The sequence below is a fragment of the Flavobacteriales bacterium genome, assembly GCA_020435415.1.
Lineage (GTDB): Bacteria > Bacteroidota > Bacteroidia > JACJYZ01 > JACJYZ01 > JACJYZ01.
The window spans coordinates 1-20,086 of the sequence record JAGQZQ010000062.1 but is presented as its reverse complement, the minus strand read 5'-3'; the positions used below and the strand labels follow the sequence as shown (position 1 = coordinate 20,086).

The 20,086-nt window shown below is 50.5% G+C and carries 23 protein-coding genes; 12 read left to right on the top strand and 11 right to left on the bottom strand.

Annotated elements, in window-relative coordinates; all coding sequences use genetic code 11:
- A partial coding sequence (locus KDD36_10520) for a hypothetical protein (protein ID MCB0397080.1) occupies positions 1 to 627 on the bottom strand: 627 nt, incomplete at its 3' end.
- A gap of 172 nt (positions 628 to 799) precedes the next feature.
- Between KDD36_10520 and KDD36_10515 the strand changes: the two genes are divergently transcribed.
- The 5 genes from KDD36_10515 to KDD36_10495 all read left to right on the top strand — a co-directional run bounded on the left by KDD36_10515 (position 800) and on the right by KDD36_10495 (position 5,773).
- Positions 800 to 1,705 carry a hypothetical protein gene (locus KDD36_10515; protein MCB0397079.1) on the top strand — a complete coding sequence of 302 codons (906 nt, stop codon included), beginning with the start codon at positions 800 to 802 and terminating at the stop codon, positions 1,703 to 1,705.
- Between the two features lie 109 nt (positions 1,706 to 1,814).
- Positions 1,815 to 2,054, top strand: coding sequence for a hypothetical protein (locus tag KDD36_10510; GenBank protein MCB0397078.1), 240 nt, complete (start codon positions 1,815 to 1,817; stop codon positions 2,052 to 2,054).
- Positions 2,055 to 2,090: 36 nt separating this feature from the next.
- Positions 2,091 to 4,067: a dehydrogenase E1 component subunit alpha/beta gene (locus tag KDD36_10505; protein MCB0397077.1), complete on the top strand. Its 1,977-nt coding sequence runs from the start codon at positions 2,091 to 2,093 to the stop codon at positions 4,065 to 4,067.
- A 160-nt stretch (positions 4,068 to 4,227) separates the two neighbouring features.
- A complete protein-coding gene (locus tag KDD36_10500) occupies positions 4,228 to 4,953 on the top strand; it encodes a hypothetical protein (protein MCB0397076.1) in 726 nt (241 codons plus the stop codon).
- Entirely contained in the window at positions 4,916 to 5,773 is an 858-nt protein-coding gene (locus KDD36_10495; GenBank protein ID MCB0397075.1) for an aminotransferase class IV, read from the top strand. The genes KDD36_10500 and KDD36_10495 overlap by 38 nt, the downstream gene beginning before the upstream one ends.
- Positions 5,774 to 6,720: 947 nt before the next feature.
- Here the strand turns inward: KDD36_10495 and KDD36_10490 are convergent.
- A complete protein-coding gene (locus KDD36_10490) occupies positions 6,721 to 6,948 on the bottom strand; it encodes a hypothetical protein (GenBank protein ID MCB0397074.1) in 228 nt (75 codons plus the stop codon).
- A gap of 198 nt (positions 6,949 to 7,146) precedes the next feature.
- Between KDD36_10490 and radC the strand changes: the two genes are divergently transcribed.
- Genes radC through KDD36_10465 form a run of 5 tightly spaced genes read left to right on the top strand, consistent with a single transcriptional unit; the run spans position 7,147 to position 11,698 of the window.
- Positions 7,147 to 7,845 (top strand): DNA repair protein RadC, encoded by a 699-nt coding sequence (radC, locus tag KDD36_10485; GenBank protein ID MCB0397073.1) that lies wholly within the window; start codon positions 7,147 to 7,149, stop codon positions 7,843 to 7,845.
- 10 nt (positions 7,846 to 7,855) lie between these two features.
- Positions 7,856 to 9,010, top strand: coding sequence for a UDP-N-acetylglucosamine 2-epimerase (non-hydrolyzing) (gene wecB / locus KDD36_10480; GenBank protein ID MCB0397072.1), 1,155 nt, complete (start codon positions 7,856 to 7,858; stop codon positions 9,008 to 9,010).
- 1 nt (position 9,011) lies between these two features.
- Positions 9,012 to 10,319, top strand: a complete 1,308-nt coding sequence (locus KDD36_10475) for a polysaccharide deacetylase family protein (GenBank protein MCB0397071.1) — start codon at positions 9,012 to 9,014, stop codon at positions 10,317 to 10,319.
- Positions 10,262 to 11,242: a GNAT family N-acetyltransferase gene (locus KDD36_10470; protein ID MCB0397070.1), complete on the top strand. Its 981-nt coding sequence runs from the start codon at positions 10,262 to 10,264 to the stop codon at positions 11,240 to 11,242. The genes KDD36_10475 and KDD36_10470 overlap by 58 nt, the downstream gene beginning before the upstream one ends.
- 6 nt (positions 11,243 to 11,248) lie before the next feature.
- The gene (locus KDD36_10465; protein ID MCB0397069.1) at positions 11,249 to 11,698 is read left to right on the top strand and encodes a hypothetical protein; all 450 of its coding nucleotides are present in this window, start codon (positions 11,249 to 11,251) and stop codon (positions 11,696 to 11,698) included.
- Between the two features lie 44 nt (positions 11,699 to 11,742).
- Here the strand turns inward: KDD36_10465 and KDD36_10460 are convergent, their stop codons facing one another.
- From KDD36_10460 to rsfS, 7 genes are all read right to left on the bottom strand, one after another.
- Complete coding sequence (locus KDD36_10460) at positions 11,743 to 11,979, bottom strand: hypothetical protein (protein ID MCB0397068.1); 237 nt, start codon at positions 11,977 to 11,979, stop codon at positions 11,743 to 11,745.
- Positions 11,980 to 12,046: 67 nt separating this feature from the next.
- Positions 12,047 to 12,712, bottom strand: a complete 666-nt coding sequence (locus KDD36_10455) for a phosphatidylserine decarboxylase family protein (GenBank protein ID MCB0397067.1) — start codon at positions 12,710 to 12,712, stop codon at positions 12,047 to 12,049.
- A gap of 51 nt (positions 12,713 to 12,763) precedes the next feature.
- Positions 12,764 to 13,564 carry a phosphatidate cytidylyltransferase gene (locus KDD36_10450; GenBank protein MCB0397066.1) on the bottom strand — a complete coding sequence of 267 codons (801 nt, stop codon included), beginning with the start codon at positions 13,562 to 13,564 and terminating at the stop codon, positions 12,764 to 12,766.
- Positions 13,561 to 13,767: a DUF2007 domain-containing protein gene (locus KDD36_10445; GenBank protein MCB0397065.1), complete on the bottom strand. Its 207-nt coding sequence runs from the start codon at positions 13,765 to 13,767 to the stop codon at positions 13,561 to 13,563. Before KDD36_10445 ends, KDD36_10450 begins: the two co-directional genes overlap by 4 nt.
- 8 nt (positions 13,768 to 13,775) lie before the next feature.
- Positions 13,776 to 14,423 (bottom strand): lactate utilization protein, encoded by a 648-nt coding sequence (locus KDD36_10440; GenBank protein MCB0397064.1) that lies wholly within the window; start codon positions 14,421 to 14,423, stop codon positions 13,776 to 13,778.
- Between the two features lie 13 nt (positions 14,424 to 14,436).
- Positions 14,437 to 16,611, bottom strand: a complete 2,175-nt coding sequence (gene ftsH / locus KDD36_10435; GenBank protein ID MCB0397063.1) for an ATP-dependent zinc metalloprotease FtsH — start codon at positions 16,609 to 16,611, stop codon at positions 14,437 to 14,439.
- A 16-nt stretch (positions 16,612 to 16,627) separates the two neighbouring features.
- Entirely contained in the window at positions 16,628 to 17,026 is a 399-nt protein-coding gene (gene rsfS, locus KDD36_10430; GenBank protein MCB0397062.1) for a ribosome silencing factor, read from the bottom strand.
- Between the two features lie 114 nt (positions 17,027 to 17,140).
- Between rsfS and KDD36_10425 the strand changes: the two genes are divergently transcribed.
- The gene (locus KDD36_10425) at positions 17,141 to 17,875 is read left to right on the top strand and encodes a biotin--[acetyl-CoA-carboxylase] ligase (GenBank protein MCB0397061.1); all 735 of its coding nucleotides are present in this window, start codon (positions 17,141 to 17,143) and stop codon (positions 17,873 to 17,875) included.
- Here KDD36_10425 and KDD36_10420 read toward each other — a convergent pair.
- On the bottom strand, positions 17,859 to 18,284 hold the full coding sequence (locus KDD36_10420) for a hypothetical protein (protein MCB0397060.1): 426 nt from the start codon (positions 18,282 to 18,284) through the stop codon (positions 17,859 to 17,861). The two genes, KDD36_10425 and KDD36_10420, sit on opposite strands and share 17 nt — an antisense overlap.
- A 7-nt stretch (positions 18,285 to 18,291) precedes the next feature.
- Positions 18,292 to 18,933 carry an orotate phosphoribosyltransferase gene (locus KDD36_10415; protein MCB0397059.1) on the bottom strand — a complete coding sequence of 214 codons (642 nt, stop codon included), beginning with the start codon at positions 18,931 to 18,933 and terminating at the stop codon, positions 18,292 to 18,294.
- A gap of 7 nt (positions 18,934 to 18,940) precedes the next feature.
- Between KDD36_10415 and KDD36_10410 the strand changes: the two genes are divergently transcribed.
- Complete coding sequence (locus tag KDD36_10410; protein ID MCB0397058.1) at positions 18,941 to 19,555, top strand: NUDIX domain-containing protein; 615 nt, start codon at positions 18,941 to 18,943, stop codon at positions 19,553 to 19,555.
- Positions 19,556 to 20,086: the final 531 nt, after the last annotated feature.

The following is a 20,086-nucleotide window of genomic DNA, read 5'->3' as shown; positions in this document are numbered from 1 at the left end:
CATCTCCGGTTCTACGTATTGGGCCACTGAAGCCGTGCCGATGGGACGCATCTGAATGCCGCCACGTATAGCCAGAACCGTGATGGAAAGGGTAAGGATGGTTGAAATAATGTAGAATTTCCATGATTTGATGTCCGGATTATTTTGTTGACGGATGACCATGAAGCGCTTATCCAACCGGTTTAATAACCACACGAGTGCCAGACATCCTGCGGGAACGTACCAGTAATCCAGCAGAAACCTGGGCAGGAGGTTCCAGAAGTCGCTGCCGCTGGCCATCAGGTCCAGCACATCAATGGTGGTTCGTTTTCCGATAAACTTGAAGTATTCAACATCGATCAGGTTGGATAGCAATCCGAGTGCATTGGCCAGCACAAACAGTACATGCATGATCTTCTCTTTTTTGATCCACGGGATCAGGGACAGAATGATCAGTGGGGCATGAGTCATGGCTACAGCGGAGGCATCTATGCGTAAACCCACCATTAACGTAATCATAACAGAAAACCCTGAAACGTTTACCGCACCCGGGTTGAATGCGAAGAATAACAACCGGCACAAAGTGAATATCAACATTGACAAGCCAAGGCGGCTGGCAAGTAAACGCAAATCGGATTTGTTAACCATACCGTAAAGCTATCAAACTTAGGGCTTATAAAAACAACCTGAGGATAGATGGGATGCGGATTTGTGAAATTCTCGAACGATGATTAACTTCGCAGACCTTTGTGTTTGGCACACGATTTGCCTGACAGAGAGCCAAAGAATTTGACATAACCAAAACCAAAGAATGAACGACATGAAAAAGGTAAGAACTTTAATGCTATACATGCTTGTTGGTAGCGTAGGTTTCCTGACGAGCTGTAAGAAAGATGACGACGACGACGGTACCGATAAATCTCCAACTATGAATTTTGTTGGCGGTGCGGGCTATGTTGACAGCAACGTGCAACTGACCGTAGGCGACGCCTTCAAAGTAGGTGTAAGTGCAGCTTCAAATGCCACCACCAGCACCAAACTGGTGAGCTTTAAAGTGACACGTACAGCCAACAACAATCCTGTTACTGTATTGGATTCTACGTTGAATGCGAAAAGCATGAGCACATGGACTTACAACTTCACTGCTCAATCTTCAGTAGGCACAGAAAGTTTCAAGTTCACCATTACAGATGCAGACGGTGAGTCCGCTTCACTCAGCTTTACCGTTGAAACGGTAGCCAGTGGTGCAATTGACACCCATACCGGTCTTCAGGCCGGTGCACAAAGCAACACCACCCTGGGTAGCTTTATCGGTCTGTCCAACGGAACCATTTATAAATCAGCAGATGCGCCTGCCAACTCGGCAAGTGTAGATGCGGTTTACTACGTGCCTACCGGCGGAACGCCATCATTCGGTGCTCCGGACGATACCGAAGCAGACGGTGTATTTAATACCCTGCCTTTCACTGGCGGCACCACCAACGGCACCCGTTTCGTAAACCTGTCTTCATCCATGACCGCTACCCAGTTCGATGCAATCACAGACGACACTGCGATCCTGAGCAACGTAGGTACGCCTACCAGCACCAAGGTCAGCAGTCTGGCAGTTAACAGCATCATCGGTTTCAAAACCGCAGCCGGTAAATACGGTCTGATCAAGGTTACTGCCGTAAGCAGCACAACTGCAACCGGATCAGCTACCTTTACCGTGAAGGTGCAGCAGTAAGCATACAATTTGAATAAGGAAAAACCCCGGTACATCACCGGGGTTTTTTTTTGCTGTTTTGAAACTCCGGTTTTGCATGTAACTTTGTGAAACACAAAACCCTTTAATCATGACAAAATTAAGACCATACCTCTGGATAGGCATCGTATGTGCTATGGCTGCTTGTGGCGGTGGTGGAAAAAGTGAAGAAGAACTTCGTACGGAGAAGGAGCGCAATGATTCCATCTACGAAGCCGAACGGAACCTCATGGAAGAAGAAATGGCTGCGGAACAGGCCAGGCTTGATTCCCTCGCCAATCTGGAGATGCAGCAGGATTCTATGGTTACGGATTCCATGAAAACCGAGTAGGCGGAAATGCCATCCGGTACCACATCAGCTCCGGTCATGGAGTTCAAAAAGCGGTCATACAACAATGACCGCCTAAAGGAGCTTTATCGTGCACTGCTAAAACCCAGATTAATTGAAGAGAAGATGCTGGTGCTGCTCCGGCAGGGTCGCATCTCCAAATGGTTCTCCGGCATAGGCCAGGAGGCGGTATCCGTTGGTGCGGCACTTGCACTGGAGTCCGATGAATTTATTTTACCCATGCACCGCAACCTGGGTGTCTTTACTTCCAGGGATATTCCCATGCAACGATTGTTCGCCCAGTTCCAGGGCAAGGATTCCGGCTTCACCCATGGCAGGGACCGGTCCTTTCACTTCGGTACAACGGAGCATCACATCGTTGGCATGATCAGTCACCTCGGGCCCCAAATGGGCATCGCAGACGGCATCGCCCTGGCACATAAGCTGAAGAAAGAAAAGAAGGTGAGCCTGGTATTTACCGGAGACGGGGCTACCAGTCAGGGAGACTTCCACGAAGCCATGAATGTGGCCGCGGTGTGGGATCTTCCTGTGATCTTCGTGATAGAGAACAACGGCTACGGGCTTTCCACCCCGTCCAACGAACAATTCCGCTGTACCTACATTTCCGATCGGGCCAAAGGATATGGAATGGAGTCGGTTAGGATTGATGGGAATAACATTCTTGAAGTGTACCATACCATCAGTCGCACGGCCGCATCCATGAGAAAGTCACCCAGACCGGTGATGGTGGAATGCATGACCTTCAGAATGCGTGGCCATGAAGAAGCCTCCGGCACCAAATACGTGCCCGCCGAACTGATGGAAGCGTGGGCCAAGAAGGATCCGGTGAATAACTATGAGGCCTACTTACTGAAAGAAGAGATACTGGATGAGGTCGAAGTAGACAGCATCCGGGCCGAGATCAAAAAAGAAATTTCTGATGCCCTGGATATCGCTTTTGCCGCCGATACCATCCAACCGGATACGGATAAAGAATTGGGGGATGTTTACAATCAACAGGAGATACCTACGATAGCTCCATCCGGAGAGGTCCGGGAACTACGCTATGTGGATGCCCTTTCCGAAGGCCTGCGGCAAGCCATGGAAAAACACCACAACCTGGTGATCATGGGGCAGGATATTGCAGATTACGGTGGCGTATTCAAAGTCACCGAAGGATTTACCGAGCGCTTTGGGAAAGACAGGGTACGCAATACCCCGCTATGCGAAAGTGCTATTGTGGGGGCGGCACTCGGGCTCTCCATTCATGGTTTCAAAGCGATCATGGAAATGCAGTTCGCGGATTTTGTGACCTGCGGTTTCAATCAGATCATAAACAATCTCGCCAAATTGCATTACCGGTGGGGACAATATGCCGATGTGGTGATCCGGATGCCCACGGGCGCAGGTGTGGCGGCAGGCCCTTTTCATTCCCAATCCAACGAAGCATGGTTTACGCATACACCCGGACTGAAAGTGGTGTACCCGGCTTTTCCGGCGGATGCCAAAGGCTTGCTTGCAGCATCCATTGAAGATCCGAATCCCGTGATGTTCTTTGAACATAAGGCGCTGTACAGAAGCATCACCGGTCCGGTACATGGGGAATATTATACACATGAATTGGGGAAAGCTGCCACCATCCGTTCCGGAGATGAGGTAACGATTGTGACCTATGGCTTTGGTGTGCACTGGGCCCTGGAGACCCTTGACCGGCACCCCGAAATATCCGCTGACCTGATAGACTTGCGGACCCTGGTGCCACTGGATCTCGATGCCATCCTTGCCAGCGTCAGGAAAACCGGCAAGGCCATCATTCTGCATGAAGACTCCCTTACCGGTGGTTTCGGAGGAGAGATTGCGGCATTGATCAATGAACATGCCTTTGAGGACCTTGACGCTCCTGTGGTGCGTTCTGCCAGCCTCGACACCCCTGTTCCCTTTGTATCTGAACTCGAATGGAATTTTCTGCCTAAAGCCCGTTTTGAAACGCAGCTCATGGCATTGATAAATTATTGAGATATTAGGGCAATGATGTAGGTGTGAACCCATCTTTCAATGCCCTTGTTATCCAAACGCTTCAATCCCCAATGTCCAATGACTATCCCAGTGTCTAATGTCCTATAGTCTAATTTCCAATGTCCAATGACCAATTTCTAATGCCCGACCGCCTAGGAAGATGATATTTAAGAGACCAGGTAAAGCAGACGAGGCATTATGGATATGCTTTTTTATGCTGCCTTTCGTTGCCACTGTAGGAGTGAAGGACGAAAGTGTGGCATTCGGAATCCTGGTGGGTTTTCTGGCCGGATTATATGGCCTGGGTTTATTCTGGTTTATCCGAAGGAAAAAGAAATGGTGGCGTTGGGTATCGCTGGCCTTTTCCATATTGCTGGCGGTCGTGGTCAGTGAATCTTTTGACCGCATCGTTACGCATTACCGTCATAACCGGATCATTGAAAAACACTATACGATGGGTGAGCTCAAGAGCAGGGTTCGCCTCATTGACGGAAAGAAAGAGGGAGAATGGATATCCTGGCACCGGAATGGCCATATCGCAGAGACGGGTTACTACAGGAATGACATTGTAAGGGGCTGGTGGCGCTATTATGATGATGATGGTGCATTGGAAAGGGAAGGGTTGTATGTCAATAATGAGCGAATGGGGACGTGGTACAGCTGGTATCCGGACGGCACCTTACGGTCCCGGGGTCACTATATGCACGATGTGTTGCATGGCAGCTGGACCTACTGGCATCCCAACGGTGTCCTCGCTGAATACGGCTTGCTTGTTGACGGATGGGAGCAGGGACGGTGGATCCAGCAGGATGAACAGAAAAAGTATATAACCATCAAGTATTATGGAAATGGCAGAGTCAGAGACAAGCGTGAACGCCCGCAATGAACGTCACGTGTGGACACCCGAAGGAATATCGCCGTTGGATAACTTCCGGGTGCCTTTGAACGACCTGGCCATGTTCCGGGGCTATGGCATATTCGACTATTTCCGAACCTACGGAAGAAAACCTTTTCGTTTGCCGGATCACCTGGAAAGATTTTACCGTTCTGCAAAACTCATGGGCCTGGAAATTCCTGCCGCGAAGGAGGCATTGACCAAGGCCGTTGATGATTTGCTCGAAACATCCCAGCTCAAAGAAATTGGTTTCCGGATGCTTCTGACCGGCGGATACACCACCGATAGCATGACTTCCGAACACCCCAACCTCTTTATGATCTCGGAACCGTTGCCTGCATTCAATACAACCGGTTTTGCAGAGGGGGTGGCATTGCAGCTGTCCGATTATACCCGGGAGTTACCGGAAGTCAAGACCATTAATTATCTGCACAGCATCCGGTTGTTGCCGGAGCGTAAAAAGGAAAATCTCTACGAAGTACTCTACCACCAGCAGGGAGAGATCAGGGAAGGCTCGCGCAGTAATTTTTTCATGGTGATCAACGGTGTGTTGTATACGGCAGGAGATGGCGTTCTGAAAGGCATCACCCGCAAGGTCATTATAGAACTGGCCTCATCTTTAGGATTGAAAGTAGTGGAAGATCGCATAACCCTGGAAGAGCTTGCGCAAGCGGATGAAGCGTTTTTAACCGGTACCAATACCAAGGTCATGCCTGTGGTGAAAGTGGGAGATCATGTGATCGGGGGTGGAACACCGGGGCCGGTGACACGGAAGCTGATGGCAGCGTTTGATGAATATAGCGGAGGGTGAAAAACAGATCCTCTGTGATCTCACGTAGTTCATATTGCCTGGCAAGATGGTAACACTACAGTGTTGAGCGAAGGTTCCCGGATCACAACGATACCGGCACATGCGCACTTCGTCTTGTTATACTAGATGTGTTCAGCTTGAGCATTATTCCCGACTTAATAAGGCGTTAGCCACATAATTTACCTGACACTTGGGCACGTAGGTATCCTGACTTGCGTTAAACCTTCTGGTGTATAACCCCGAAGGGGTGAAAGTATTATAGCCCGATATTTTATTATGATTCCGGGAACCCCATCCCGCACCGGCTGAAGATCATTCTCATTGTACCTTTAGCAAACCACAGCCGGTGCGGGATGGGGTTCTGTAAAAATCCGGGGATATTTGTTTTCTATAGTTCTTTCACCCCTTCGGGGTTGGAGAAAAACTGTATGTTGAATTATTCCCGAGGTTTAGTACATTATACTCCGATAACATCATGCCTTCAACCCGAATAAACTTATCTGGTCAACGCGGTAATGAATGGCAGTTTTAATGTGATGAAGGTTGTAGCTTTAAGCTACAGGATAGACAGACGAAGGTGCAACCTTCGCCTAACCTCACCTACGGCCGAAGAAAACCTAGGCAAGTCTATCGAAAGCTGATGGCGGCGTTTGATGAATATAGCGGAGGGTGACAGGATAGCAGAGCCCTTGTATAACGGAACCTTCGCCGAACCAAAGGTATTGTAGGTGATCAATGTGTCGGACAATAGAAATCGGACGATAGATATCAGATAATAGACACCAGATAGTAGACATCAGACAATAGACATCAGACAATAATTGAATCATCACCACGGCCTGCCCTGCACTGTCCTAAGCTTCGGCTGGCAGGTTTTCAAATCACCACATCACCAAATCACCAAATCACCAAATCACCACATCGCCACATCACCAAATCATCTACCATCACGCAGGACGGGACAGGATCACCACTTCTTCTTCCAGCACTTCCGCGCCAATCACTTCTGACAGTCGGACATGATGCCGGAGGTTCTGGCAGGCGGCCATATCATGCATGGCATATGCCACAAGGTAACTATGGTAATCACCGGGACTTGAAAAGAAGTGTTGCCTTTCTCCCGATGGAAGTCTTTCTTCCCAGATCACACCGTAAACCACTTTCCCGGATTTCAACTTGAACCGACAGGGCTTTTCAAAAAATATGCTGAACTCATTCGTCGTCATACCTATGGCTTAAAAACTTGGCTACTATTACGCATGGTTCTGGTTCCGGGTTGGTAAAAACGACGTGGAATTATTAACAACTTTTGCACAGTCACACGTTACCAACACCCGCCCCAACGTATAGCTAAAGCTGTTATCTTTACACGGATGAACATCCAGCGGGAACATAGGAGTATCAGGCATTGGTCAAGACAGGACCGGCCCCGCGAAAAAATGTTTGACATGGGGGCGGCGTCACTTACCGACAGTGAACTGCTGGCCATCCTGCTTCGATCCGGATATAAGGATGGCTCGGCGGTAGACCTCGCACGCAAGCTGATGGAAGCAGCAGACCACAAACTATCCCGGCTGAGTACCATGGGCGTGAAGGAACTGAAGCAGTTCAAGGGGATGGGTGAGGCCAAAGCACTTACCGTGATGGCGGCCATGGAGCTCGGAAGGCGAAGAAGGCTTGCCGGATACGAAGAGTTTCCTGCGATCTCCGGCAGCAGTGATGCCTTTGATCTGATCGCTCCGGTGTTGGAAGATCTTTCCCACGAAGAATTCTGGGTGCTGTTCCTGAACAGGGCCAACCGCATGATAGCCAAAGCTTCTGTGAGCCGTGGCGGCGTGAGTGGTACCGTTGCCGACCCCAAAATAATTTTTAAATTGGCACTGGAGCACCTCGCATGCGGTGTGATCCTTTGTCATAACCACCCTTCAGGGAATGTGAAGCCCAGCAACGCCGATAAAATTCTGACGGAAAAGCTGAAGGCCGCCGGACATTTTCTGGAGATACAGGTACTTGACCACCTGATCATCGGAGGTCATGCCTATTTTAGCTTTGCCGATGAAGGACTGTTGTAGCCGATAAAATATGATTAAACTATTGACCATCGTAGGGGCCAGACCCCAGATCATCAAGGCCTCCGCCATGAACCGGGCCATCCGGTCTACATTCCCGGATAGCATGACCGAAGTGATCCTCCATACCGGACAACACTACGACAAGGAGATGTCCGAAGTGTTCTTTACCGAGCTGGATATTCCCGCTCCCGACTACCAGTTGCATGTCGGTTCACTGTCACATGGCAAGCAAACCGCGCGGATGATTGAAGGGATTGAAGAGGTGATCCTCACCGAGAAACCCGATGTTGTGCTGGTTTACGGTGATACCAATTCCACCCTGGCCGGTGCCCTCGCCGCTTCGAAGTTGCATGTGCCACTAGCACACATTGAAGCGGGTCTGCGTTCATTCAATAAATCCATGCCGGAAGAAGTGAACCGCGTTCTCGCCGACCACGTTTCGTCATTTTTATTTTGCCCCACACATACCGCCATTGAAAATCTGAAAAAGGAGGGATTTGACACGGAAGCATCTCCTCCGTTCAACCTGGATCATCCGGGTATTTTTCATTGCGGCGATGTGATGTATGATAATTCATTGCACTTCGCTGATGTCTCTGCAACCAGGTCCACCATCCTGCAGGATTGCCATCTGACACCGGACCGCTTTGTCCTGGCCACCGTTCACCGCGATAACAATACTGACGAACCGTCCCGCCTGAATGCCATCATGGAAGCATTGCTGACCGTGGCATGTGAAGAAGGCACCGTGGTTGTACTTCCCGCACATCCCAGAACCAGGAAAGCAATGGAACGGAATCTGGCCCCTGCACTGGAATCGGCGATCAGGGAGACGGAGGATTTTAAGATCATCCCACCCGTATCTTTCCTGGATATGATTGCCCTGGAGAAAAATGCGGAACTCATCCTGACAGACTCAGGTGGATTGCAGAAGGAAGCTTTTTTCTTCAAAAAACCGTGTGTTGTTCTCAGGGATCAGACTGAATGGGTGGAGCTGGTGGAGAACGGCACGTCGGCATTGGCAGGCGGCAGCCAGTCTACCCGGATACTGGATGCGGTCACGGGGCTTCGGGGGCTCTCTGATTACCCTGCGCCACCCATCTTCGGAGATGGAAAGGCAGCGGACTTCATTTGCAAACAACTGCTGGAACACCTGAAGTTTTAACATGATCCTGCTGTTCGCATCCAGGCCTACGAGCCGCATACGCTATGCGGTATCATTCTTGTTGCAGGACATCCTGGGGACACCGTTCGAGATCACCGATGATCTGGAACAGTTCAACGCCTTCACCGGTCCCCGGATCAATTACTCCCAGCAGAACATTCCCAATGCCTTGCATATTTTTCCTGCGGATATTCTTCAGGAACGGGGTGTATCACCACAGGAGGTACGTGTGATAAAGTGGGAGGGAACCAAGGCATTGTTTCCTTCGCCTCCTCATGCAGGCTTTCCCTTTGATCCGTTTGCCGCCGCATTCTACATGATCACGCGCTATGAAGAATATCTTCCTTTTATCAGTGATCAGCATCAAAGGTTCGAGGCACATGCATCGCTCGCCATGCAGGAGAATTTCCTCGCAGATCCCGTGGTGGACCGATGGGCCATCGCACTCGGCCATGCACTCCAAAAACAATTTCCCACCTTTTCTCCGGCACCGCGAAAGTACCGCTATCTATCCACCGTCGATATCGATAATGCCTATGCATACAAAGAGAAGGGGTTGATACGGACAGCCGGGGGTTATCTCAAGTCATTCGCAGCATTCGATCTGAATGAAGTGATTTTAAGAACACGTGTGCTGCTGCGGCAGGAGAGGGACCCGTACGATACCTACGAACAACTCCTGGATATTCAGAAACGCTATGACCTGCGCCCCATCTACTTTTTCCTGGTTGCAGATTATGGCCACAACGATAAGAACCTGTCGGTGCACAACAGGAGGTTTCAGGCCCTGATCAAGCGCCTGGCGGATTATGCCGATACCGGTGTTCATCCTTCCTACGGCTCCAACCAGCGACCGGAACAACTGCTTGTTGAATCACAGCGCCTTTCGGCCATTCTCAATAGAGAAACGGAACGCAGCCGCCAGCATTTTCTGAAAATGGCGATGCCGGAAACTTACCGGCGATTGCTGCTCGCCGACATTCACGAAGACCACACCATGGGCTTTGCGGAACAGATCGGCTTTCGCGCCGGCACCTGCACGCCGTTTCATTTTTATGACCTGGAACGCGAAGAGTGGACCGATCTGAAAGTGGTTCCTTTTCAGGTGATGGATGCCACATTGAAATATTATATGAAGCTAAAACCCGAAGAAGTGATCGGTCGGGTGAAACCATTGATAGACCAGGTGCGTTCTGTTAATGGACTCTTTGTAAGTCTGTGGCACAACGAGTCATTAAGCGAAAACGAAATATGGAAAGGGTGGAATCCGGTGTACGAAGAACTGGTCAGGGAGGCGCAGGCATCATGAAGCCCTCGTTCCGTTATATTCCACATGATCAGCTAGACAAGAAACGATGGGATGAAACCCTGGGCAGGTGTGTCAATGCCATGCCCTATGCGCAAAGTTATTTCCTGGATACGGTATGTCCCGGTTGGAATGCCCTGGTTTATGGCGACTATGAAGCGCTGTTCCCTTTTCCCACCGGAAAAAAAGCCTGGATCGGATATTCCTTTACACCTCCTTTTGTGCAACAGCTGGGATTGTTTAGCCCGATCAATCCTACCTCTTCACAAACAGATGACGTACTCCGGTTATGCACTGAACATGCTTTATGGATCGATCTCAAGATGAATCACGGACATCAGCAGTTGAGTGATGCGATCGTGCAACGCTGGAACAGAAACCTGGTGCTGGACCTTTCCCCGTCCTATGATGAGGTCCGGAAGAAGTACAGCACCAATCTCACACGCAATATAAAGAAGGGTAAGAAGAACAACATCCGCATCTCCACAGGAAATGATATCAAACCTGTGATAGCTTTGTTCAGAAGTGACCGGGGTAAGAACATTGATGGCATGGATGACCGTGCCTATGACCTCCTTGCCCGTTTGTATGACAAGGCCCTTGCGCACGGACAAAGCCAATTGCTGCTTGCTGCAACGGAAGATGGTAAAACCATTGCGGGTGCCTTCTTCTTGAAATGGAAGGACCGGCACGTGTTGATGTTCACCGGGAATTCAACAGAAGGGAAAACACTCGGTGCCATGCCGTTCCTGATAGATCATCATATCAGTCAGAATGCGGGGCAGCAGGGATGCTTGCTGGATTTTGAAGGAAGCAACGATGATAACCTGGCAAGATTTTACGGAAGTTTCGGAGCGGAGGAAGAGCGTTACGCCACCATCAGGATCAATCACTTGCCCTGGTGGGCACGCATTTGGAAAGGATAACAGGAGATGATCTGGAAAGCCCTCACCGTTTTTTTAATGAGTACCGTGAAGTTTGCATTCGCGTTTCCGGTGGCCTATGGAGCGGATCTCCCGTTCTGGTGGATGTTCCTGTCTACCACCCTGGGAGGCATCACCGGTGTCCTGATCTTTGGAGTGCTGAGTGACCGCATCACTGCCTGGTGGGTGAATCGCAGGATATCGCGAAACAACGGAAAGCCGCATAAGATATTCACCCGGAGCAACCGGAGGCTGGTCAGGATCAAAACAAAGTATGGACTTCCGGGGATCGCATTTCTGACCCCTGCGTTATTGTCCATTCCTGTGGGAACATTTCTGGCGATCCGCTATTACCGCCATGAAGAAAAAAAGGCATTTCTCTACCTGGCTATTTCCGTGATCGCCTGGTCCCTGCTTTTCTGTAGTTTCGGAAGTGCGGTGGATGTGTTGGTGCCATAAAAAAAGGCCCTTGTTCAGGGCCTTTCTCATGTTTTGGTCAAATCCTATTCTGCTTTCTTGTGACAGGTTTCTTTGGACTTGCAGCATTTCTGGCCTTCCTTGGCTTCCTTGCAGCATTTTTCCTTGTTACATTTTTTCTTCTTTTTGTCCTTGTCTTTATCCTTGTCCTTGTCAACAATGGAGGTCTGAATGCGGTTGTTGTCACCCATCAGGCTTCCTGCGGAGACGGCTACTGCGCTCAACGCAAAAGTCAGGATCAGGCCATATGCTACCTTTTTCATGTCGCTTCGTTTTTATGTTAGAACCTAAAAATAGACATTACCGGTATACGATGCCAGCCAAAAAATGTTAACGTTGGGTTGATGCCCATGCGGCAAGCGGGGTTTGCCGGCCCTGGACCACGTCTCCGATCTTCACTTTGATGTCTGCATCCACAGGTACAAATACATCCAGGCGGGAGCCGAATTTGATAAAGCCCATCTCGCCAGCCTGCGTGGCCTTGTCATCCACCTTTGCATAACATACGATGCGTCGGGCCAGGGCGCCTGCAATTTGTCTGAACAGGATCGCACGTCCGTCTTCTTTTTCCACCACCACGGTCACCCGTTCATTTTCCGTGCTAGACTTAGGGTGCCAGGCCACCAGGTATTTTCCAGGAAAATATTTTTGATAGGCCACCCGTCCCGCGATCGGGTACCAGTTGATGTGCACATTCAGCGGCGACATGAAAACGGATATTTGCTTTCGCTTGCCTTTGAAGTATTCGGTTTCTTCCACTTCTTCAATCACCACCACCTTGCCGTCACATGGTGACAGGATCAGGTTTTCATCAGCTGCCGGCGGCCGGTTCGGGACCCGGAAGAAGCGAACGACGATCACCACGACGACCGCAAGCGCTGCGGCGAGTATATAAAACAAAATTGGCGGGAGATACAGATAGCTCAGAGAAGACAGGATGAGCGTGACCAACAGGGTCAATAAAATAGTGGGTGTGCCTTCGCGGTGTAATTTCATGGTACGGATTTGCTGCAAAGGAATGAAAAAAAAGGGTAGTTTGAAACCGGATTAATTCAGCAACAACAGGTATACAAAAGCAGGTCCTGCAGATAACAGCTCACTGTCGAAACGGTCCAGTATCCCGCCGTGACCGGGGAGTAGCGTCCCGGTGTCTTTGGCGCCTACCTTCCGCTTGATCACTGAAACGGAGAGGTCGCCCAGGGTGCCGGTGATCATAACGATGGCGGCAAAGCCGAGCCATTCAACAAGGGATAAGCCAGCAGGTAACCATTGGCGGCATAGGGTCATGACGGCAAGTCCGCAAATAAAACCACCGATCGCACCCTCCCATGTTTTCTTGGGAGACACCCTTTCCAGCAGTTTATGGCGTCCCAGGAAACGGCCGCAGATATAGGCCATGGTATCGTAACACCAGATGGTGCCAAAGTAAATGTAGAGGATCACCGGATTATAGTTAGGATTGTCACATCCGGAGATGTCTCTTCCCATTTCCAGTATAAAAATGAAGGGTGCAATCACATACACCAAAGGAAATATCGTATGTGCCAGATTGTGATGTGGTTTTTCAGATTTTCTGAAAACTTCGATGCCTGCAATAAGCGGGAGAATGAAATACAAAGAATACAATCCGGGTTGTTCAATAAGATTTGCAAGAAAACCCAACAATCCTGCAGCAACCCCAACCCAGGTGTAAGGTTGTGTGTGTTCCGACCTGACAAGCTTATAGTACTCCAGCAAGCCAACCGTAGCGATAAAGGCGAGTAAAATGGTGAGGTAGGGTGGTCCCAGATAAATTCCCCCCAGCATCACGCCGAGAAAAACGATACCGGTGATGGCGCGTTGCATCATTCGTCCTGGAATTTTTCGACGATGCGTTTGGCCCGGATCACATCTTCGGGGTTGACCATCAGATTGATCTCACCGACGGATGGGTATGCGGAATCCTGTTGATTAAAGAAAACGGATTGGATGCCTTCATGATCCAGCAGGCCCATGACGATCTGTACACGTTGCAGATTGGTGTCGGAAAAGATATTGACCCATTCGCCCATTGCGGTGCTTATGACTTGCCCGAGTCCAGCAGGAATACGTACACCTCTTTCGGGCCGTGGGCGCCGATGATCAATGTTTTTTCAATGTCGGCGGTGCGGCTTGGGCCGGTAATCGCCGTGACCATGGATGGCCATTTCTCACCGTATTTCTTTTGCAATGCGGCGAGGCCGTCTGAAAGATCGTATTGCAGCTGGTTGGTGGAAGCGATCACCACATGAACCGGGGCGAAGGCGGGAAGCTTTCGTCCGGAAGATTTGGCGGAAGACATCAGGATCGTGCCGGTACGGGCGACCAGAAATTCGCACGTGGTGATGCCTGCATCGATGTTGGAGAACTCCGTTTTATTATCTACATATGACAGCTGCATGTCCTTCAGAATATCCTTCAGGTTATCCTCGAAGCAGTATACATGCTTCCATTGGTGCTCTTCCATCAGGGCGGATAACCCTTGCGACAACTCTTCGAGGTTCTCACAAAACCGGAACTGGCCGCCAATAGCGATGAAGGCTTCGGCGAAGGTCAGATCCAGGCTGTTTTCGGCCGGATGAAATACCGGCGTTTCGTAGTCGGTGGATGCGTAGGGACTATCGTTCTTTTGGATCAGCGCCTTACGGATCTTTTTCAGGATCTTCTCCTTAGAGGTACTTTCATTCATTACCCAAGCCTTTTTACAGGTTCAGTTCAGTTTGCTTTGCGCCTTCGGAAGCGGAATCTCCGTTATTCATTGGGGCTTCCGGAGAGCCCGGGGGCACGGTTTTTTCCGGCACACCACCGTTCTCATTTCCAGAAGCCGGCAGTTCCGTGCGGATGGTGCCATCGGGCAGCGGATGGTCTTCGGGCTTCTCTGCCTTAGCATCTTTTGAATCCACCTCTTCCTTTTTCCGGAAAGGCCTTTCACCGAAAATATCTTCCAGGTCTTCCTTGAAGATGACTTCCTTCTTAAGCAGCTGTTCCGCCAGGCGCATCAGCTTGTCTTTGTTTTTCATCAGAATCTCCTTGGCGCGGATGTACTGCTGTTCAACGATGCGGGAAATTTCCTCGTCGATGAGCTGTGCGGTCTTCTCACTGTAAGGTTTGCTGATGTTGTATTCGGATTGTCCGGTGGAGTCATAGTAACTCAGGTTTCCGATCTTGTCATTCAGTCCGTAGATGGTGACCATGGCCATGGCCTGCTTGGTCACTTTTTCAAGGTCGTTGAGGGCACCGGTGGAAATCTTTCCGAAGATCACTTCTTCCGCAGCCCTTCCGCCGAGTGTCGCACAAATCTCATCCAGCATCTGGTCGGTGGTGGTGATCTGCCTTTCTTCGGGCAGGTACCATGCGGCGCCGAGCGACTTTCCGCGTGGCACGATGGTCACCTTCACCAGGGGACTGGCATGTTCCACCAGCCAGCTGACGGTGGCGTGTCCGGCTTCGTGGTAGGCGATCACCTTTTTCTCGTCCATGGTTATGATCTTGTTCTTCTTCTCCATACCGCCGATGATCCGATCCACCGCATCCAGGAAGTCCTGTTTGCTTACAAAACTCCTGTTGTTACGTGCGGCGATCAAAGCGGCTTCATTACATACATTGGCGATATCGGCGCCGGAGAAACCGGGGGTCTGACGTGCCAGGAAGGCGATGTCCAGTGCGGTATCCAGCTTGATAGGCTTCAGGTGCACCTTGAAAATATCTTCCCTTTCCTTCAGGTCGGGCAGCTCCACGTAGATCAGACGGTCGAACCTGCCCGGTCTGAGCAGGGCGCGGTCCAGGATATCTGCGCGGTTGGTGGCGGCCAGGATGATGACTCCGCTGTTGGTGCCGAAGCCGTCCATCTCCGTCAGAAGCTGGTTGAGGGTATTTTCACGTTCGTCGTTGGCGGCCTGTGTGATGCGTCTTCCCCTGGACCGTCCGATGGCATCGATCTCATCGATGAATACGATACAGGGCGCTTTTTCCTTGGCCTGTTTGAAAAGGTCACGCACCCGGGAGGCACCTACGCCCACGAACATCTCCACAAAGTCAGAACCCGACAGGGAGAAGAAAGGGACTTTGGCTTCACCGGCAACGGCCTTTGCGATAAGGGTCTTACCCGTTCCTGGAGGGCCCACCAGCAATGCACCTTTGGGGATCTTTCCGCCGAGGGTCGTGTATTTTTTCGGGTTTTTCAGGAAGTCAACGATCTCTTTGATCTCGATCTTGGCACCTTCCAATCCGGCCACATCGTCGAATGTCACGGAGACCTGCGTATCCTTATCGAAGAGGGTGGCGCGGGATTTTCCGATATTGAAGATCTGGCTTCCGCCGACCCCGCCGCCGCTCATACGGCGCATGATGAATACCCATATGGCGATGAGGATGATGAAGGGCAGGAGGTAACCCAGCCAGCTGCTCAGCACATCGCGGCGTGTGTCAAACTCCAGGTTGATCTTGTCTTCCGGTTTGAAATCCTTCTGAATCTCGTCCAGTCGTTTCTGCAGGTGATCCGCCGAACCGATCTTCAGGGTGTACTGTGGACCGGAGTTATCAAAGATGGCGTTGGAACGTTTGGTAACATCCTTGAACTTATCGGGGTTTGCTTCCAGGCTTGCTTTCTTGATATAGATCTCCGCAAACTCATCATTCACCACCACGATCTTTTCCACGTGATGTTCCTTCAGCAGCTCCTGTTCGAACTTGGTGTAGGAGACATCCTTCACCTCATTGCCCCAGGTAAATACGTTGATGGCGGCAATGATCAGAAAGATAACGATGTATACCCAGTAAAAACTAAAATTGAATTTCGGCTTTCGCGGTGGTTGGCCGGCTGGGCCGGATTCCTTCCTGACGCGTTTGGGGTCCTTGTCGGTATATTCTTCCTTCATTAAGTTTAATAGACGTTTAAGCGTTAGATTTAACCGATTTTTTTCCGACAGCTTCTTCGCGGATATCTTCTCTGCGTGCATCGGCCCAAAGTTCCTCGATTCGATAAAACTCCCTTTGGGTCGGTTGGAATATATGTGCCACAACATTTCCGTAGTCCAGCAAGATCCATTCGGCATTTTCATAGCCTTCCTTGCTCCAGGGTTTTTCACCTACAGCTTTTCGCACCTCTTCCACAACGGAATCAGCGATGGCATCTACCTGGGTGTTGGAATCACCGTGGCAAATCACGAAATATTCACAAAAGGCATTTTCTATTCCGGTCATGTCCAGAAGTACAATATCCTTTGCCTTTCGTTCCAGCATGCCATGTACGATGGCTTCTGTCAGTTTTTTTGACTCGTTCTTTTTTTTCATCTGTATGCTGGGACCTGCCGCCTCTGTCTTCAATGGCTCCACCCGGATTTTTCGGAAAAAACAAAAATACTCATTTCTTTTGCATTTGCACGCTAAAGCATGAGCATAGGTCAAATGAAAGTCAGGTTGGGATCGGTGGACTCCACCAATGCCCATTGTGCAAGGTTGCTGAAGGAGGGTCCCGTAGCGCATGGGAGTCTGTATTATGCGATCGAGCAGTCTGCCGGAAAGGGGCAGCCCGGGAACAAATGGGTGAGTGAGCCCGGCAGCAACCTCGTGTTCAGCATGGTTGTTTATCCCGACAAGCTCGAACCGGCGCGTGCCTTTTTACTCAACCAATGGGTGTCCGTCGCCCTGGTAGACTTCCTTCACGAATACTTTCATATAGACATGGATTGCCTGGCAGTCAAGTGGCCGAACGATGTTGTGGCGGATGATCGGAAGATCGCCGGTATTCTTATCGAAAGTGCCATCCAGGGAAACACGCTGGCCCATGCAATTGCAGGAGTGGGGCTGAACCTGAACCAGCAGGCATTCCCGGAAGAATTAAGCCGGGCGGTGTCCGTACGTCATCTGACCGGCGTGATTCATCCGCTTGAAGAGGCACTTGATGCGTGTGCTGCTATATTGGATCGGGAGTGGAAGGTCTTTCAGGATGATCCGACATCGCTCACCGAAAAATACAGGGATATGCTTTATGGCAAAGACCTGTGGCGGGATTTCATGATTGAAGGCCGCCGTACTTCCGGCCGCATTGAAGGGGTTGATGATGAAGGGCGTCTGGTGCTGCAATTCAACGACGAGTCCCGTCGTGCCTTCCGCTTTCAGGAACTTAAGTGGATCTGGTAGCCTCCAGTTGGGCGCCGATCTTAGATGCCATCGCATCAAAAAATGCGGTCAGCGGTTTTTCCGCCATCATCTTCACAAAGGGCGACATGTCCGTTTCCAGCTCAAACCGTACCTCGCAGTGGCCGTCCGGCAATGTCGTCATGCGGGCAAACAGGTCGAACTTGATGGGACTTTGGGTGGTGGATTTATAGCGGACCTCATGCGGACCGGGTTGCGGATGCCTTTCCATGCCCAGTGACGACATGCCTTTGATGATGAAAGAACAGGAGTTCTCATCGGCCTTCCAGTTGCTCACCTTGCCTTCCGGCATGAGTTGTTCGAAATTCCTCAGATCCTTGAGCCAACCGGCAACCAGGGCTTCGTCGAAGGGAAGGTTATAGGTCTCACTTTTTATCAGGACTTGTGCCATGTGCTATTCAGGGTTTCCAGGTGGAAGGTTGCTTGTGCCAGGCTTCCAGGGTTTTGAGTTCGTCCCGGTTGATGTACTGTGATTCGGCCGCCACCTCCAGGAGGGTTGCATAACCTGAAAGGGAGAACAGCGTGCAGTTGCTTTCCGCAAAAGCTGTTTCCGACTGTTTGAATCCGTAATCGAAAATGGAGATCATGCCTTTCACGTTGCCGCCTGCCTGTCTGATGGCTTCCAGGGCACTCAGACTGCTCATGCCGGTGGAAATGAGATCTTCGATGATCACCACACTTTGTCCGGACTCCATGTCACCTTCGATCTGATTGCCCAGTCCGTGTTCTTTCGGTTTGGGCCGAACATAAACGAAGGGAATGTCCAGGGCTTGTGCGGCCAGCACCCCGTGGGCGATGGCACCTGTTGCCACCCCGGCGATGACATCGGGTCTTCCGAACTTTTCTTCAAGGCCGTCGGCCAGCTGCTGACGGATATACGTTCTCACCTTCGGGTAAGAAAGTGTTTTGCGGTTATCACAGTAAATGGGGGAAAGCCAACCGGAGGCCCATTGAAAAGGTTTTCCGGGATTAAGTTTTATTGCCTTAATTTGTAGCAGCAACTCAGCAGTCTTTTTCGCTACATCGTCATTTAAAATCATGGCGCAAATGTATAAAGTTTTTGTCAACGGCATGCCTTTGATATTTGCTGATGCAGTGTCCCGGGAAGCCGTTGACCCGACTTTCTTCACGGTGTCCCTCGGACCGTCATCCATCCTTCCGCTGGTGCAGGAGGGCATGGAGCAGGGCGACCTGTCCTTCGGCGAGGTATACATCCTGAGCGATGCACCGGAAGCCTCTTTTGAAGCCTATTGCAAGCTGTTTGATATCGAAGTGGCAGCGGGAGGATGCGTCCTCAACCCCGACGGAAAAGTGCTGGCCATTGAAAGACCATCACATGGCATCGGCTGGGATCTCCCCAAGGGAAAGGCGGAGGGCGATGAGACGATGCTGGAAACCGCCATCCGTGAGATCCAGGAGGAGTGCAATGCCGGCGACCTTGTCATGAAGCGTGAGTTGCTCACCACCTACCATACCTTCTTCCGCGGAGAAAGGCGGGTGTTGAAAAGATGTCACTGGTTTCTGTTTACCTCGGAACAATTCACACCACAAGCGCAAACGGATGAAGGCATCTCTAAAGCTGAGTGGGTGTCCAAAAAAGAATTAAAAGATCACCTGGCGTTTCCGGTGCTGATGGATGTGTTGAAGGAAGCGGGGGTGTGAGGGGGAGGCGATTTGCAGAGGTGCTGAAGATTGTGAGTAGTGATTCTTTTCTGAACCACATAGGCACATAGGACACATAGAAGAAACGCGTTGACCACCCAAGAATACTTGATGGCAAAGTGGTTATGAACGAATGGCAAATCTACTTTTAGTCAGATCCCTCGCTGCGCTCGGGATGACAAGAACTGCGCGTCAAATGGAGGAAAGAGAAAAGGGCGTGTTTGATTCACTAAGTATCTAAGGGTAAACACGCCCTTTTCTCTTTCCATTACCCCTTCGAACCAATGTCATCCCGAGCGCAGCGAGGGATCTCATCCAGGCCAGGGGCAGTGTCGGACTTCGAGCGCAATCTGTCTAGCAGGTTTTGAAAGGTTTTTCGCACATCTTCCTTTTCCTTGATGCTGACAGAGCTAAATGTTTGGACGGGTTTCAAAATGCAAAGCCCCCAATCATCATCGTCACCAGGCTGAGATATTTTTTGTCAAGTATTTCAAAATGGCGTACAAGCGTTGTCATGGTTTCTTGAAGAAT